Raw genomic sequence first — 15,763 nt, 5'->3', positions numbered from 1 at the left:
GGCGTCACGCCCTAACCCGTGGGGCGGCCGCGGAAAAGCGGCAAAGGGCCGGATCCGCGGACCCGCGCCCCGCCGGACAGGGAACGGGCCTTGCGCGGGGGCCCGTTCGCGCCGCGTCGTCCCGGCTCACTCCGCCGGGATCGCGTCGACCTCGGTGCTCAGGGGCGCGGACAGGTGGGTCAGCATTTCCTTCGGGCAGACCTGGAGGAAGTTGCCGATCTCCACGCTCCAGTCCGACAGGAGCGCGCGCGCCTTTCTGGAGCCGGTCTCCTCCGCGTGCCGCTCGACAAGGCCGCGAAGCTCCGCCTGCCAATGCGGCACGGTGACCGGGCAGATCACCAGCGTCTCCATGTTCATCAGCGCGGGGGCGGCGCCCTCGGGGTCGTACAGATAGGCCATGCCGCCCGTCATCCCGGCCCCGAAATTCGCGCCGATCTCGCCCAGGATCACGGCGATTCCGCCCGTCATGTACTCGCAGCCGTTGGAGCCGCAGCCCTCGATCACCACCCGCGCGCCGGAATTGCGCACCGCGAAGCGCTCGCCCGCGCGCCCGGCGGCGAAAAGGTGGCCGTCCGTCGCGCCGTAAAGCACCGTGTTGCCGATGATCGTGTTTCGGTCCGCGCGCAGCGGGCTCGCCATCTGCGGCCGCACGACGATGATGCCGCCCGACAGGCCCTTGCCCACGTAGTCGTTGGCGTCGCCCGAAACCTCGATCTTCAGCCCGGGCGCGGCGAAGGCGCCCAGCGACTGCCCGGCGGAGCCGTGGAGCTTCACCGTCAGGTGGTCGGGCTGGAGCGTGTTGCGCATCCCGAACCGCGAGACGATGTGGCTGGAGATCCGCGTGCCCACCGTCCGGTGCGTGTTCTGCACCGCGTAGGAGACCTGCATCTTCTCGCCGTCGTCGAGGAACCGCGCCGCGTCCTGGACGATCTGCGCGTCGAGCGTGTCCATCACCGGGTTCCGCGCCTTGTCGCGGTCGTAGACGATCCGGTCCGCCCCGTCGACGGTGATGAGCAGCGGGTTCAGGTCGAGGTCGTCGAGATGGGCGGCGCCGCGCGACACCTGCGTCAGGAGGTCCGCCCGCCCGATCACCTCGGAGAGGCTGCGCGCGCCGAGCGCGGCCAGCACCTCGCGCACCTCCGTGGCGTAGAAGGTGATGAGGTTCACCACCTTGTCGGCCGTCCCGGTGAACTTCTCGCGCAGGCGCGGATCCTGCGTGCAGACGCCCACGGGGCAGGTGTTCGACTGGCATTGCCGCACCATGATGCAGCCCATCGCGATCAGCGCGGCGGTGCCGATGCCGTATTCCTCGGCTCCCATCATCGCCGCCATCACGATGTCGCGCCCGGTCCGGAGCCCCCCGTCGGTGCGCAGCGTCACCCGTTCGCGCAGGTTGTTCATCGACAGGACCTGATGCGCCTCGGTCAGGCCCATCTCCCAGGGCAGGCCGGCATACTTGATCGAGGTCGCGGGGCTCGCTCCCGTCCCGCCGTTATGGCCGGAGATCAGGATGATGTCGGCCTTGGCCTTCGCCACGCCCGCCGCGATCGTGCCCACGCCGGAGGACGCGACGAGCTTCACCGTCACCTTGGCCCGCGGGTTGATCTGCTTCAGGTCGTAGATCAGCTGCGCCAGATCCTCGATGGAGTAGATGTCGTGGTGCGGCGGCGGCGAGATCAGGGTCACGCCCTTGGTCGAATGCCGCAGCCGCGCGATCAGGTCGGTGACCTTCATGCCCGGAAGCTGGCCGCCCTCGCCGGGCTTCGCGCCCTGCGCGACCTTGATCTCCAGCTCCTCGCAATGGTTGAGGTATTCGGCCGTCACGCCGAAGCGCCCCGACGCGACCTGCTTGATCTTGGCCGACGGGTTGTCGCCGTTCGACTCGGGCACGAAATGCGCCGGATCCTCGCCGCCCTCGCCGGAATCGGACTTCGCGCCGATCCGGTTCATCGCCACGTTCAGGAGCTTGTGCGCCTCGGGGGACAGCGCGCCGAGCGACATGCCGGGCGTCACGAACCGCTTGCGGATCGCCGTGATCGACTCGACCTCCTCGATCGGCACCGGCTCGCCCAGCGGCTTCATCGCCAGAAGGTCGCGCAGGTGGATCGGCGGGTTGGCCTGCATCGCGCCGGAAAACTGCTTCCAGAGCTCGTAGCTGCCCCGGTCGCAGGCCGCCTGCAGCATGTGCATCGTCTGCGCCTCCCAGGCGTGCCGCTCGCCCGAGCGCCGCGCCTTGTAGAAGCCGCCGATGGGCAGGATGTTCGTGGCCCCGTGCCAGCCCGAGGCATGGACCGCCTCGACCTTCTTCTGCAGGCCGTTCGTGCCGATCCCGGAGATCCGCGACAACATGCCGGGGAAGAATTCCGCGACCATCGCGCGGGACAGGCCGACCGCCTCGAAGTTGAGCCCGCCGCGATACGACGAGACCACCGAGATCCCCATCTTCGCCATGATCTTCAGCAGCCCCGCGTCGATCGCGCCGCGATAACGCGCCACCGCCTCGTCGAGCGAGCCGTCGAGCAGCCCCTTCCCGATCCGGTCGGCCAGCGTGTCCTGCGCGAGATAGGGGTTCACCGTGGTCGCCCCGCAGCCGATCAGCACCGCGAAGTAATGCGGGTCGATGCATTCCGCCGAGCGCACGTTGATCGAGCAGAAGGTCCGAAGGCCCTTGCGCGTCAGCCACGAATGCACCGCGCTCGTGGCGAGGATCATCGGCATCGGCACCCGGTCCGGCCCCTGCATCCGGTCGGTCAGGACGATGTGCCCCGCCCCCGAGCGCACCGCGTCCTCGGCATCGGCGCGCAGCCTGTCGAGACCCGCGCGCAGCGCGCCCATCCGGCCGCCCGCCGGGAAGGTGCAGTCGAGCGTGACCGCGTTGTCCTCGAAATGCCCGAACATCGCCTCGAACTGGGCGTTGCCCACGAACGGACTGTCGAGGATGAGGATCTCGGTCTGGCTGCCATCCTCGTCGAGCACGTTCTTGAGGTTGCCGAACCGCGTCTTGAGGCTCATCACCCGGAACTCCCGCAGGGAGTCGATGGGCGGGTTCGTCACCTGGCTGAAGCTCTGCCGGAAGAAATGGCTCAGCGGGCGGTATTTCTCCGACAGCACGGCTGAGGGCGTGTCGTCGCCCATGGAGGCCAGCGTCTCCTTGCCGTCCTCGGCCATGGGCGCGAGGATCTGCTCGATCTCCTCCACCGAATAGCCCGCCGCGACCTGCCGCGCGCGCAGCTCGTCGCCCGAATGCACGGCGAGCTCGGCCACGCCCTTGGTGACCGCCTCGAGGTCGGTGATCCGTCCGACCCAGTCGCCGAACGGCCGGTCCGCCGCCAGCTTGTCCTTGATCTCGCGGTCGTGGAACAGCTTGCCCGTCTCCATGTCGACGCCGATCATCTGGCCGGGGCCCAGCGCGCCCTTCTCGACCACCGTCGCCTCGTCCACCGGCACCATGCCCGCCTCGGACCCGGCGATCAGCATGCCGTCGCCCGTCACCGTGTAGCGCATCGGGCGCAGCCCGTTGCGGTCCAGCCCCGCGCAGACCCAGCGCCCGTCCGACATGGCCAGCGCGGCCGGCCCGTCCCACGGCTCCATCACCGCGTTGCAATAGGCGTACATGTCGCGCCACGCATCCGGCAGCTCCACCGCCTGCCGCGACCAGCTCTCGGGCACCAGCATCGTCTTCGCCATCGGCGCCGTCCGCCCCGCGCGCACCAGCACCTCGAACACCGAATCGAGCGCCGCCGAGTCGGACGCGCCCATCGGCACGATCGGCTTGATGTCCTCGGCCCAGTCCCCGAACGTCGCCGAGGCCATGCGGATCTCGTGGCTCTTCATCCAGTTGATGTTGCCCTTCAGCGTGTTGATCTCGCCGTTATGGGCCAGCATCCGGAACGGCTGCGCCAGCCACCATTGCGGGAAGGTGTTTGTCGAATAGCGCTGGTGGTAGATCGCGAAGGCGCTCTCGAAGCGCGCGTCCTTCAGGTCCGGATAGAACTCGGCCACGTGCTGCGCCAGCATCATGCCCTTGTAGATGACCCCCCGGCAGGACAGCGACGCGAGGTAGAGCCCCGCCACCTGCGCGGCCAGCGCCGCCTTCTCGATCCGGCGGCGGATCACGTAGAGCTCGCGCTCGAACGTGTCCTCGTCCACGCCCTTCACGTTGGAGATCAGGATCTGCTCGATCTCGGGCCGGGTCGCGTTCGCCTTGTCGCCCAGCACGCCGATATTCACCGGCACGTGGCGCCAGCCGTAGATGTAGTAGCCCATCCGCAGGACCTCGCTCTCCACGATGGTCCGGCAGACCTCCTGCGCGCCGAAATCGTTGCGCGGCAGGAAGACCTGCCCCACGGCGATGCGCCGCCCCTCGTGCGGCTCGTGTCCGGTGCGCCGGATCTGGTCGCGGAAGAACTCGACCGGGATCTGGACGTGGATGCCCGCGCCGTCGCCGGTCTTGCCGTCGGCATCCACCGCGCCGCGGTGCCAGATCGCCTTGAGCGCGTCGATCCCGGCCTCGACCACCCTGCGGGACCGCGAGCCGTCGATGTTGACGACCAGCCCGACCCCGCAGGAGGCGTGCTCGCTCTCCTCGCGATAAAGGCTCGTGGCCTCCATCGCCCCGCGCCGGGCCACTTCGTCGCGTTCCCAGTCCGTGAAGTAATGCGTCATGGGTCGTCTCCTTCGACGAATTGAGTCTGCGCCTCCACCTCGGCGCGGGTCTTGCGGGCGTGATCGCCGGACAAGGTCGCGTAGAGGGGCCGGCGATCGACGTAGATTTCGGATGTCAGCGGGAAGTCCGCGGCCTCCCGGAAGAGGCCCGGCATCAGCTCGTAATCCGCGTCGGTCGAACCCGTCTCGCGGAACCACAGATGGCTGCCGCAGGTCGCGCAAAAGGCGCGCTCCGCGAAATCCGAGGAGGCATGGCGCGTGACCGGCCCCTCGACGCGGACCGCCGCCGCCTCGGCCGTGAAGGCCGCGAGGAACATTCCGGTCCAGCGCTGGCACATGGCGCAGTGGCAGGCGCCGACGGCCGCCTCGTGGGCACCGCCCACCGTGATGCGGCAGGCACCGCACAGGCACCGCCCCTCGATCGTGTCGGTCATCCCAATCCCTCCGCGTAGCGCCGGCAGAGCGTGTCGACCCGCCGTTTCCGGCCCCGGATGATCGCGCCGATCACCTGACGCAGCAATCCGGCCTCCTTGAAGGCCCGCGCGATGTTGTGGCGCCCGTCCGGCAGGATCCAGCGATGCACACGCCGCGATTCGGGCACGAGCGCCAGATGCGCGACATCCCCGGCGCAGGCCCCGCCCGCCAGCAGGTAATATTGCGTCCGCGTCGCGGCGAAGGTGTCGGCCACGCTCAACGCCGGCGGCGGCCCGAACCGGGCGGCCACGTCGGGCCAGCGCCGGTCGCCCGTCGCCCGGGCATCGAGCGACACCTGCGGCGAGAAGGCGACGGCCCGCACCACCCGCAGATCGCGCGGCAGCAGCAGCGCCCCGTAGCCGCCCATCGAGTTGCCGAGCGAGACGATCTCGTCGATCCGCGCCCGCGCCTTCAGCTCGTCGATCAGCGCGACGATGCGCCGCCAGAGCCCCGGCGCCGCGTACCAGCTGCCGCGCCGGTCGGTCACGAACAGGACATTGTTCTCTCCGCTCCGCGACGCGCTGCCGGCGAATTCGTCGAGCGGCTCGCCGCCGAAGCCCGCCCGGATCCCGGTGAACACCACGACCAGTCGCCGTGCCCGCCCCGGAAGCCAGCGCAGCAGCAGGTCGTCGTCCCGCAGGATCGTCTCCACCTCGGGGGCCGGAACGGCGTTCACGTCCCGCCCCGCCCGGTCGGGACAGCGGTGCTGACCCATTGCGCCGCGCGCAGGGCACGCGCCGTGTCACAGCCGTAACACAGCCGTAACACAGCCGTAACACGCCCCCGGTCCCGCCCCGCGGCGGTGGCCGATGCGCGGAACGCAGAGCTGCGCCGGCTCCGTCCCGCGACGGCGCGGCGCCTCTTCGGGGGCCTGGGGATCAAGGCTTACTCCGCCGCGATATGCGACGGCGGGATCGCGATCGCCGCGTCGAACCTGGTCAGGATCGCCTCCGCCGCCTCGCGCCCGTCGCGAATGGCCCAGACCACGAGCGACGCGCCCCGCACGATGTCGCCGATGGCGTAGACGCCGTCGAGCGGGGTCTCGTGCGTGCGGAAATCCGCCTTGATCGTGCCCCAGCGCGTCACTTCAAGCTCCGGCTTGGACCACAGCGTCGGCAGCTCCTCCGGCTCGAAGCCCAGCGCCTTCACCACGAGGTCGGCCTCCTCCACATAGTCGCCGCCCTCGATCACCTCGGGCGACTGACGACCCGTGGTGTCCGGCTCGCCCAGCCGCATCCGCTGCACGGTGACGCCGCTGATGATGCGGTGGACATTTGCGACAGGCTCGTCCTCCTGCGCGATCGCGCCGGGTCCGAGCGCCACGCCGCCGGCGATGGCGTCGCCCGCGCCGGCCTCGAAGCCCGCGGGCGCGGTCTGCCAGACGAACTCGACGCCCTCCTCCTCGGCATTGGCGACCTCCCGCTGGGAGCCGGGCATGTTGCTGCGGTCCCGGCGATACAGGCACTTCACGCTCGTCGCGCCCTGCCGGATGGCGGTGCGCACGCAATCCATCGCCGTGTCGCCGCCGCCGATCACGACGACGCGCTTTCCCTCCGCGCTGAGCTCGCCGGACTCGAATTCCGGCACCGCGTCGCCGAAGCTCTTGCGGTTCGACGCGGTCAGGAAGTCGATGGCCCGCACGACCCCGTGCGCGTCGTGGTTCTCGTGGTCGTGCAGATCCCGGGACTTGTAGACCCCGGTCGCGACGATCACCGCGTCGTGCGCCTCGCGGATCTCGTCGAAGGTGATGTCGCGGCCGACCTCGCAGTGAAGGCGGAACGTCACGCCCCCCTCCTCGAGCTGCCTGTTGCGGCGCATCACCACGTCCTTCTCCAGCTTGAAGCCGGGAATTCCGTAGGTCATCAGCCCGCCCGCGCGGTCGTAGCGGTCGTAGACGGTGACCTGCACGCCCGCGCGGCGCAGGATATCCGCCGCGGCCAGCCCGCCGGGGCCCGCGCCGATGATGCCGACGCTCTCCTCGCGCTCGGCCACCGGGACGATCCGGGGCACCCAGCCCTCCGCGAACGCGGTGTCGGTGATGTACTTCTCGACCGCGCCGATGGTGACGGTGCCGTGGCCGGATTTCTCGATGACGCAGTTGCCCTCGCACAGCCTGTCCTGCGGGCAGATGCGGCCGCAGATCTCGGGAAAGGTGTTCGTCGCCTGGCTGACGTCGTAGGCCTCGCGCAGCCGCCCCTCGGCCACGAGGCGGAGCCAGTCGGGGATGTTGTTGTGCAGCGGGCAATGCGACTGGCAATACGGAACCCCGCATTGCGAACACCGGCCGGCCTGCTCGGCGGCCCGTTCGGCCGCGAACTCGCGGTAGATCTCGCCGAAATCCACCCGACGGCTCTCCGCCTCCCGCTTCTCCGGCGTCCGCCGCTCGACCGTCACGAACGTGAGCATGTTGCTTTTCGCCATGAACCCCTCCCGAAACGCCTCCCCGCCGCGCTACGCGAACCGGGGGGGATTAAAAAGACAGCACCATTGACATATTATCGGAAAGGTTGCCGGTCAATCTGGTCTGCGTCCGATGTGCCGCGACGGATAATGTCCGTTCCGGAACAATTCGACGGCTTCAACCTGTCATCACCGTGAGGCATTGAGCGGCGAACTTACAGGTGACTCGCATGGCCCTTTGGCATCTCATCCTCCTCGCGCTCGTGCAGGGCGTGACGGAATTTCTGCCGATCTCCTCCTCGGGACACCTGATCCTGCTGCCCGTCCTGACCGGCATGGCGGATCAGGGCACGGCACTCGACGTCGCGCTGCATTTCGGGACGCTCGGCGCGGTCATCCTCTACTTCCGAGACAACGTGGCAAGAGCCTTGCGTGGATATGCCGGCCTCGCCCGGCGGCAATGGGGCCCGGACGAGCGTCTCGCGGCAGGCCTCGCGGTCGCCACCGTGCCGGTCATCGTCGCCGGACTGCTCCTCACGGTGACAGGTCTGAGCGAATTGCTGCGGTCGGTCGCGGTGATTGCCTGGGCCACGATCGGCTTCGGGCTCCTGCTGTGGTGGTTCGACCGGCGGGGGGCGGATACGAAGACGCTCGGGGATTGGTCGCTGGGACAGGCGCTCAAGCTCGGCCTGTGGCAAGCGTTGGCTCTCGTCCCCGGTACTTCCCGCTCGGGGATCTGCATCACCGGCGCGCGCGCGATGGGCTACGAACGGGAGGATGCCGCCCGCCTCGCGATGCTCATGTCGATCCCGACGATCCTTGCCTCCGCCGCGCTGCTCAGCCTCGACCTGATCGGCGAAAGCGACGCGGAGCAGCTTCGGGATGCGGGCATCGCGGCGATCTTCGCCTTCTTCGCCGCGCTGGCAGCGCTCGCCCTGATGATGCGGCTCCTGCGCTCGGTCAGTTTCCTGCCCTATGTGATCTACCGGATCGCTCTCGGGCTCGTCCTGCTGGGCTACGTCTATCTATAGGTTGCGCAGGTTCTTCGCGCTGTCCTTGATCTCGGCGTATTGCCCCGAGGGACGAAAGCGCCAGAGATAGCCGGGCAATACCGCCTCCATGGGCGTGGGCGTGATGCCGAACGCGTCGAAACCGGGATGCTTCCCCGATACGACATTGTCGCGCGCGAGGTTGCGGACCTGGTCGCGCGTCAGCAATCCGTTGTGGAACAGCCCCCCGGTGATCGTCTGTCCGAGGTCGAGCCCCCAGGCCATGATCCGCGCGCCGAAGAACGGCACCGGCAGGATCAAAGCGCGGCGCCGGATCGTGCGGAGCATCTGGCGCATGAGCTCGCGGAACGTCTCGGTGTCCGGCCCGCCGAGCTCGTAGACACCGCCCCGCACCCGGCCCTCTGCCGCGGCCTCCGCCGCGGCCGCGACGTCGTCGACATAGACCGGCTGGAACCGCGTGTTCGCCCCCACCACCGGCAGCACCGGCGCCCAGCGGGCCATGGTGGCGAAGCGGTTGAAGAACTCGTCTTCCGACCCGAACACGATGGACGGGCGCAGGATCACGGCCTCCGGCATGTGGTCCCGCACGCCTGCCTCGCCCAGGGCCTTCGTCCGGGCGTAGTCGCTGTCGCTGTCGGCATCGGCACCGATCGCGCTGATCTGCACCATGCGCTCGAGTCCCGTCCCTGCGGCAAGCCGGGCGATCCGCGCGGCGCCGTCCGCCTGCACGGCGTCGAACCCGTTGCGGCCCGAAGGCGCGAGGATGCCGACGCAATTCACCACAACCGACGCCCCGGTAAGCGCCGCGGCCACGGAGGCGTCGTCGCGGATGTTGGCGAAGACCGGCTCCACCTGGCCGACGCTGCCGTACATGCGGACGAAATGCGCCTCGTTCGGGCGGCGGCAGGCGACCCGCACGCGCCAGCCCGACTTGGCCATGCGCCGCGCGACGTAGCGCCCGATGAAACCGGAACCGCCGAAGATGGTGACGAGCTTCTGCATGGGCGTTCCTCCGGGGATCCGTGTCGGTTCCGGATACCGCCGGCGGTCCCGACCGGCAAGGGCACGGGTTTTCGCGATCAGCCCGATTGACACCGATTTCCACTGCGGCTACGCACCGCCCACCGTGGATGCCCAGGTGGCGGAATTGGTAGACGCGCTGGCTTCAGGTGCCAGTTCTCGCAAGGGAGTGGAAGTTCGAGTCTTCTCCTGGGCACCACGGTCTACCACCCGGACAGGACGAGGCCGGTCACGGTAGCCGGTACGCCCGGATGACCGTCTTCTCCGAAATCGTTTGCCACGCCGCCGCGTTCCCCACCAGGTCCCGCGCTGTCGCGAGCCACGTCCCGTAATCGCAGGCGAGCGTCGCCACCGGCCAGTCGCTGCCCCAGAGCATCCGGTCCGGCCCGAACGCGTCGAGCAGATGCGCCACGAAAGGCACGAGGTCGTCCGGCGTCCAGCCCGGCCCCGCCTCCGTCACGAGCCCCGACAGTTTGCAGAAGGCCGCCGTCTCCCGCGCGAGGCGCGTCATGTCCGCGGCCCAGTCGGCGGACGCGCCCTCGGCGATGCGCGGCTTGGCGCCGTGGTCGATCACCATCCGCAACTCCGGGTGCCCCGCCATCAGCGTCGCAAGCCGTCCCAGATGGCGGGGCAAGACCAGCGCGTCGAAGGTCAGGTCGTGCGCGATCATGGCCTCGAAAGCGGGGGCGAGATCCGGACGCAGCATCCAGTCGTCGTCGGCGAGATCCTGGATCATTGGCCGAAGCCCGACAAGCTTGGGGTCGGCCGCAAGCCGCGCGATCTCCGCTGGCGCGTCCGGGCGCTCGAAGTCGGCCCAACCGACGACGCCGCGGACGAAATTTTCCCGCCCGGCAATGTCGAGCAGGAACGTCGTTTCCGCCGCGCTCGGCGCGGCCTGCACGAGGATCGTGCCGCCGATCCCGTTCGCGGCCATCAGCGGGCGCAGATCCTCCGGTCCGAAATCGCGGTAGATCGGCCCCGCCTCCGGCGTGAGCCAGCCGTAATCGCCGCGGTCGAGTCGCCAGAAATGCTGGTGCGCATCGACGATCACGGCGCGATCACCCCTTTCTTGAGGATGATGTTGCCGTAAAGCCGCGTCTCGCCGGTCTGCACGATGGCGAAGGCCCCGCGCGCCCGCTCGTAGAAGGCGAACCGTTCCAGCGAGGCGAGCGTCGCGGGCCGGTCGGCGCGGCGGTTCACCAGATCCTGGAACGTCCCTACAACCTCGGGCACCGCGTCGGGGTCGTCCACCACCTGCATCACGCAGGCCGGGTCGGGCACGAAGGTGTCGAGCGGCATCACGGCGAGCACCGCGTCGAGCACGTCGGTCGCGGGGATCCCGTCGAGCCGGTGGCACCGCGCGCCCATCGCCTCGGCTGGGAAGTTCGCGTCGGCGAGGACGATGTCGTCGCCGTGGCCCATCGCGCGCAGGGTCCAGAGCAGGTCCGGCGACAGGATCGGTGGAACGTTACGCAGCATGGGATACCTCCCCCGGGATCGGCGCGTCGGGTCGGATCAGCCCCTCGCCCTTCAGGTCGGCCCAGAGCGCATCGGGCACGACGGTTTCGAACACTTCGACATTGGCGGCCACCTCGGCCGCGTTCGCCGCGCCGGGGATGATGGATTTGACGGCCGGATGCGCGAGCGGAAATTGCAGCGCGGCGGCGATGAGCGGCGTGTCGTGCGCGGCGCAGACCGCCTCCAGTCGTCGCACCCGCGCGAGAATCCCGGACGGCGCGGGCGCGTAGTCGTAGCGCGCGCCTTCCACCGCGCCGGTGGCGAGGATGCCGGAATTGTAGGGCCCACCGAGGACGATGCCGACATCGCGCGCCACGCAGAGCGGCAGCAGGCTCTCGAGCGGCTCCTGCTCCAGAAGCGTGTAGCGCCCGGCAAGAAGGAACCCGTCGAAATCGGCCTCGCCCAGCAGGCGCTCGCAGATCGGCCAGGTATTCACCCCGGCCCCGATCGCGCCGACCGTCCCGCTTCCGCGAAGCTCGTCCAGCGCGGCGTAGCCGCCCCCCGCGAAAAGCTCGCGCAGTTTGGCCTCGCTCTCCGCCGCGCCGTGAGTGCCGGCGTCGATGTCGTGAATGTAGAGGATGTCGAACTGCTCCGTGCCGAGCCGTTTCGCGCTCGCCTCGAAGCTCCGCATAACGCCGTCATAGGTATAGTCGAAGACGATGCGTTTTTGCGGCACGTCCACGAAGGCCTCCGGCGTCACGTCCTCGGGCACGCAATCCTCAAGCAGGCGACCGACCTTGGTGGACAGCGTCACCCCGTCCCGTCCGAACCGCGCCAGCGCCGCCGCCACCCGCATCTCCGACCGGCCGAGACCGTATTGCGGCGCCGTGTCGAGATAGCGGATCCCCGCCCCCCACGCCGCGTCGAGCGCGGCCTGCGCGTCGGCATCGCTCACGGCGCGGTAAAGGTTGCCCAGCGGCGCGGCGCCGAATCCCATCCGCGTCAGTCTGACCGGCCAAGCGCTTCGCCCGTTCAGATATCCGGTCTCGTCCACCCGCATGCCGTCGCCCCCCTTCGTCGCCACGAAGCCTAGCGCGGCCGCCCCCGCGCAGCCAGAGGCACGAGAACCCTTGGCACCGGCCTCCGGGAGTGCTTGCATGTCGCCGCGTCGCGACGTGCGGCGCCCGAGGGGTTTGGGAGGGCCGTCGCGGGTGGAGCACCTTGTCGAGATGCGGGGGATCGGGAAGCGGTTCCCGGGCGTGCATGCGCTTCGGGACGTCCGGTTCGACCTGCGCCCGGGCGAGGTGCACGCCCTGATGGGCGAGAACGGCGCCGGCAAATCCACGCTGATGAAGATCATGGCCGGCATCTACGCCCGCGACGGTGGCGAGATGTTCGTTAACGGCCGGCCCGCAGCCCCCGACAGCCCGCGCGCGGCGCAAGCCCTCGGGATCGGCATCATCCATCAGGAACTGAGCCTGATGAACGACCTGACCGCGGCGCAGAACGTCCTGATCGGGCGGGAGCCGCGACGCCGGTTCGGCCGGCTCGACGAAGCGGAGCTGAACCGCCGCACCGCCGCCATCTTCGCCGACCTGCATCTGGACATGGACCCCCGCGCCCGCGTCGGCGGCCAGACCATCGCCCGCCAGCAGCTCATCGAGATCGCCAAGGCGCTGTCCTACGATCCGCGCGTCCTCGTCATGGACGAGCCGACCGCGGCGCTCAACGACGCGGAGATCGCGGAGCTGTTCCGGGTGATCCGCAAGCTGCGCGCGGACGGCGTGGGGATCGTCTACATCAGCCACCGGATGGACGAGATCAAGCGCATCGCCGACCGCGTCACGGTCCTGCGCGACGGCGCCTGGATCGACACGCTCGACGCCGCGGAAACGCCGCTCTCGCGGATCATCCAGCTCATGGTCGGGCGCGAGGTCGCGCAGACCGCGCCCGACATCCCCGACGTCGCGGGCAACCCGGTCGCGCTGGAGGTGCGCGGGCTTCGCCGCGGGACGGAAATCCGCGACGTGAGCTTTTCGGTCCGCAAGGGCGAGATCCTGGGCTTCGCGGGCCTGATGGGCGCGGGCCGCACGGAGGTCGCGCGCATGATCTTCGGCGCCGACCCGCGCGATGCGGGCGAGATCGCCGTGGCCGGCCGGCCGGTCGACATCCGCAGCCCGCACGACGCCGTGCGGGCCGGGATCGGCTACCTCTCGGAGGACCGCAAGCATTTCGGCCTCGCCCTCGACATGAGCGTGCGCGCCAACATCGCGATGGCGGACATGACGCGCTTCACCGGCCCCGCCGGCACGCTGGACGAGGCCGGAATGAAGCGGACCGCGGAGGACTACATCGCGCGCCTCGGCATCCGCACGCCGTCCGACATGCAGGACGTGCGCCTCCTGTCGGGCGGCAACCAGCAGAAGGTCGTGATCGCCAAGTGGCTCCTGCGCGACTGCGACGTGCTGATCTTCGACGAGCCGACGCGCGGCATCGATATCGGCGCGAAGTCGGAAATCTACACCCTGCTCGAAGAGCTGGCCGCGCAGGGCCGGGCGATCGTCGTGATCTCCTCCGAACTGCCCGAGGTGATGCGGCTCAGCCACCGGATCGCGGTGATGTGCGAGGGGCGATTGACCGGCATCCTGCCCGGAGGGGCCGGCACCACGCAGGAGCGGATCATGGAACTGGCGACACGGCGCGAGGGCGCGGCGGCGGGCACGGCGCCCCGCATGAAGGAGATGGCATGACCGCGACGACGACCACCCGGCCGCGTTCGGCGCTCGCCCGGCTGGTGTCGAGCGGGGCGCATCAGCGGCTGCTCGCCTTCGCCAGCCTCGTCGTCCTGCTGATCGGCTTCTCGCTCGCCTCGCCGAACTTCATGCAGACCTCGAACATGATCGCGATCCTGCAGGCGACCTCGGTGAACGGGGTGCTCGCGGTGGCGGTCACGCTCGTCATCATCACCGGCGGCATCGACCTGTCGGTGGGCACGATGATGACGTTCTGCGCCGTCATCACCGGGGTCGTGCTGACCTATGCCGGCCTGCCGCTTCCCTTCGGCGTGCTCGCGGCCATCGGCACCGGGGCGCTTTGCGGTCTCTGCTCGGGCACCTTCGTCGCCAAGATGAAGATCCCGCCCTTCATCGCCACGCTCGGCATGATGCTGATCCTGCGGGGCCTGAGCCTCGTGATTTCGGGGACGCGGCCGATCTATTTCAACGACACGCCGGGCTTCTCGGAGATCTCGCGCGGGTCGATCATCGGCGCGGTGTTCCCGGCCCTGCCGATCCCGAACGGCGTGCTGATCCTGTTCCTCGTCGCCGCGGCCGCGTCCTGGGTGCTCGGGCGTACCGTGCTCGGCCGTTACACGTTCGCGCTCGGCTCCAACGAGGAGGCGGTGCGGCTTTCGGGGGTGAACACCGACCGCTGGAAGATCGCGATCTACGCGCTCTCGGGCGCCATCGTCGGGATCGCCGGCCTGCTTATCGCGTCGCGCCTGAACTCGGCGCAGCCCGCCCTCGGCCTCGGCTACGAGCTCGAAGCGATCGCCGCCGTGGTGATCGGCGGGACCTCGCTCTCGGGCGGGCGCGGCTCGATCCTGGGCTCGCTCATCGGCGCATTGATCATGGCGGTGCTCACGAACGGCCTGCGTGTCCTTTCGGTCGCGCAGGAATGGCAGACGGTCGTGACCGGGGCGATCATCATCGTCGCGGTCTATGCCGACATGATGCGCCGCCGCAGGGCGACCTGACACGACCACGACAACCAAGGGAGGAAACCATCATGTTGTCACGCCGCACGCTCCTCGGAGCCGCCGCCCTGGGCCTCGCGCTCGCCGCGCCGCCGGCCTTAGCGCAGGACACGTTCATTCCGCTCGTCTCCAAGGGCTTCCAGCACCAGTTCTGGCAGGCCGTAAAGGCCGGCGCCGACCGCGCCGCCGAGGAGGAAGGCGTCCGCATCACCTTCGAGGGTCCGGACAACGAGACGATGGTGGACCGCCAGATCGACATGCTGTCGGCCTCGCTCGCCAACAACCCCGCGGCCATCGGCTTCGCTGCGCTCGACAGTCAGGCGGCGATCCCGCTCCTGCGACAGGCGCAGGAGGCGGGCATCCCCGTTGTCGCCTTCGACAGCGGCGTGGACAGCGATATCCCGGTGACGACGGCCACGACCGACAACGTCGCCGCCGCCGCGCTCGCCGCCGACAAGATGGCGGAGCTGATCGGCGGGTCGGGCAAGGTCGCCGTCGTCGCCCATGACCAGACAAGCCGCACCGGCATCGACCGACGCGACGGGTTCCTCGACCGGATGGAGAGCGAATACCCGGACATCGAGGTCGTTTCCGTCCAGTACGGCGCCGGCGATCAGCTGCAATCGACCGAGGTGGCGAAGGCCATCCTGACCGCCAACCCCGATCTCGACGGCATGTTCGGCACCAACGAGGGTTCCGCCATCGGCGTCGTCAACGCGGTGCGCGAGATGGGGGCCGAGGGGCTGACGGTGATCGGCTACGATTCGGGCCAGGCGCAGATCGACGCCATCCGGGAGGGAATCATGGCCGGCGCGATCACGCAGAACCCGATCGGCATCGGCTACGAGACGGTGAAGGCCGCGGTCGCCGCCATCAACGGCGAGGAGCTGCCCGAGGTGATCGACACCGGCTTCTACTACTACGACCAGTCGAACATCGACGATCCCGAAATCCAGGAGGTTCTCTACGAGTGAGGGACCGC

12 protein-coding genes and 1 tRNA gene are annotated in these 15,763 nt (G+C 69.4%); 5 read left to right on the top strand and 8 right to left on the bottom strand.

What is annotated here, in order from left to right:
* Positions 1 to 126: 126 nt before the first annotated feature.
* The 4 genes from gltB to Q1B08_RS09855 form a co-directional block, all read right to left on the bottom strand.
* Positions 127 to 4,665, bottom strand: coding sequence for a glutamate synthase large subunit (gene gltB / locus Q1B08_RS09870; RefSeq protein ID WP_299817636.1), 4,539 nt, complete (start codon positions 4,663 to 4,665; stop codon positions 127 to 129).
* Positions 4,662 to 5,099: a GFA family protein gene (locus tag Q1B08_RS09865; RefSeq protein ID WP_299817634.1), complete on the bottom strand. Its 438-nt coding sequence runs from the start codon at positions 5,097 to 5,099 to the stop codon at positions 4,662 to 4,664. Before Q1B08_RS09865 ends, gltB begins: the two co-directional genes overlap by 4 nt.
* Positions 5,096 to 5,815 (bottom strand): hypothetical protein, encoded by a 720-nt coding sequence (locus Q1B08_RS09860; RefSeq protein ID WP_299817633.1) that lies wholly within the window; start codon positions 5,813 to 5,815, stop codon positions 5,096 to 5,098. The genes Q1B08_RS09865 and Q1B08_RS09860 overlap by 4 nt, the downstream gene beginning before the upstream one ends.
* Positions 5,816 to 6,024: 209 nt before the next feature.
* On the bottom strand, positions 6,025 to 7,560 hold the full coding sequence (locus Q1B08_RS09855) for an NAD(P)-dependent oxidoreductase (protein WP_299817631.1): 1,536 nt from the start codon (positions 7,558 to 7,560) through the stop codon (positions 6,025 to 6,027).
* A 209-nt stretch (positions 7,561 to 7,769) separates the two neighbouring features.
* Between Q1B08_RS09855 and Q1B08_RS09850 the strand changes: the two genes are divergently transcribed.
* A complete protein-coding gene (locus Q1B08_RS09850) occupies positions 7,770 to 8,570 on the top strand; it encodes an undecaprenyl-diphosphate phosphatase (RefSeq protein ID WP_299817629.1) in 801 nt (266 codons plus the stop codon).
* Here the strand turns inward: Q1B08_RS09850 and Q1B08_RS09845 are convergent.
* Positions 8,565 to 9,551, bottom strand: coding sequence for a complex I NDUFA9 subunit family protein (locus Q1B08_RS09845; protein WP_299817627.1), 987 nt, complete (start codon positions 9,549 to 9,551; stop codon positions 8,565 to 8,567). The two genes, Q1B08_RS09850 and Q1B08_RS09845, sit on opposite strands and share 6 nt — an antisense overlap.
* Positions 9,552 to 9,681: 130 nt before the next feature.
* Between Q1B08_RS09845 and Q1B08_RS09840 the strand changes: the two genes are divergently transcribed.
* Positions 9,682 to 9,768 (top strand) — tRNA-Leu (locus Q1B08_RS09840).
* A gap of 30 nt (positions 9,769 to 9,798) precedes the next feature.
* Here the strand turns inward: Q1B08_RS09840 and Q1B08_RS09835 are convergent.
* From Q1B08_RS09835 to Q1B08_RS09825, 3 genes are read right to left on the bottom strand one after another with little or no spacing between them, the layout of a single operon-like run.
* On the bottom strand, positions 9,799 to 10,620 hold the full coding sequence (locus Q1B08_RS09835) for an amidohydrolase family protein (RefSeq protein ID WP_299817625.1): 822 nt from the start codon (positions 10,618 to 10,620) through the stop codon (positions 9,799 to 9,801).
* Entirely contained in the window at positions 10,617 to 11,048 is a 432-nt protein-coding gene (locus Q1B08_RS09830) for an RbsD/FucU domain-containing protein (RefSeq protein ID WP_299817623.1), read from the bottom strand. The genes Q1B08_RS09835 and Q1B08_RS09830 overlap by 4 nt, the downstream gene beginning before the upstream one ends.
* A complete protein-coding gene (locus tag Q1B08_RS09825; RefSeq protein WP_299817833.1) occupies positions 11,038 to 12,087 on the bottom strand; it encodes an aldo/keto reductase in 1,050 nt (349 codons plus the stop codon). Before Q1B08_RS09825 ends, Q1B08_RS09830 begins: the two co-directional genes overlap by 11 nt.
* Positions 12,088 to 12,184: 97 nt before the next feature.
* Between Q1B08_RS09825 and Q1B08_RS09820 the strand changes: the two genes are divergently transcribed.
* The 3 genes from Q1B08_RS09820 to Q1B08_RS09810 are packed head-to-tail and all read left to right on the top strand — an operon-like array spanning position 12,185 to position 15,755.
* Positions 12,185 to 13,777 carry a sugar ABC transporter ATP-binding protein gene (locus Q1B08_RS09820; protein WP_299817621.1) on the top strand — a complete coding sequence of 531 codons (1,593 nt, stop codon included), beginning with the start codon at positions 12,185 to 12,187 and terminating at the stop codon, positions 13,775 to 13,777.
* Complete coding sequence (locus tag Q1B08_RS09815; protein WP_299817619.1) at positions 13,774 to 14,781, top strand: ABC transporter permease; 1,008 nt, start codon at positions 13,774 to 13,776, stop codon at positions 14,779 to 14,781. The genes Q1B08_RS09820 and Q1B08_RS09815 overlap by 4 nt, the downstream gene beginning before the upstream one ends.
* Positions 14,782 to 14,813: 32 nt before the next feature.
* Positions 14,814 to 15,755, top strand: a complete 942-nt coding sequence (locus Q1B08_RS09810) for an ABC transporter substrate-binding protein (protein ID WP_299817617.1) — start codon at positions 14,814 to 14,816, stop codon at positions 15,753 to 15,755.
* The last annotated feature ends 8 nt before the right edge of the window (positions 15,756 to 15,763 follow it).

The organism is uncultured Jannaschia sp., from assembly GCF_947494025.1.
GTDB lineage: Bacteria > Pseudomonadota > Alphaproteobacteria > Rhodobacterales > Rhodobacteraceae > Jannaschia.
This window is presented reverse-complemented; position numbering and strand designations above follow the sequence as displayed.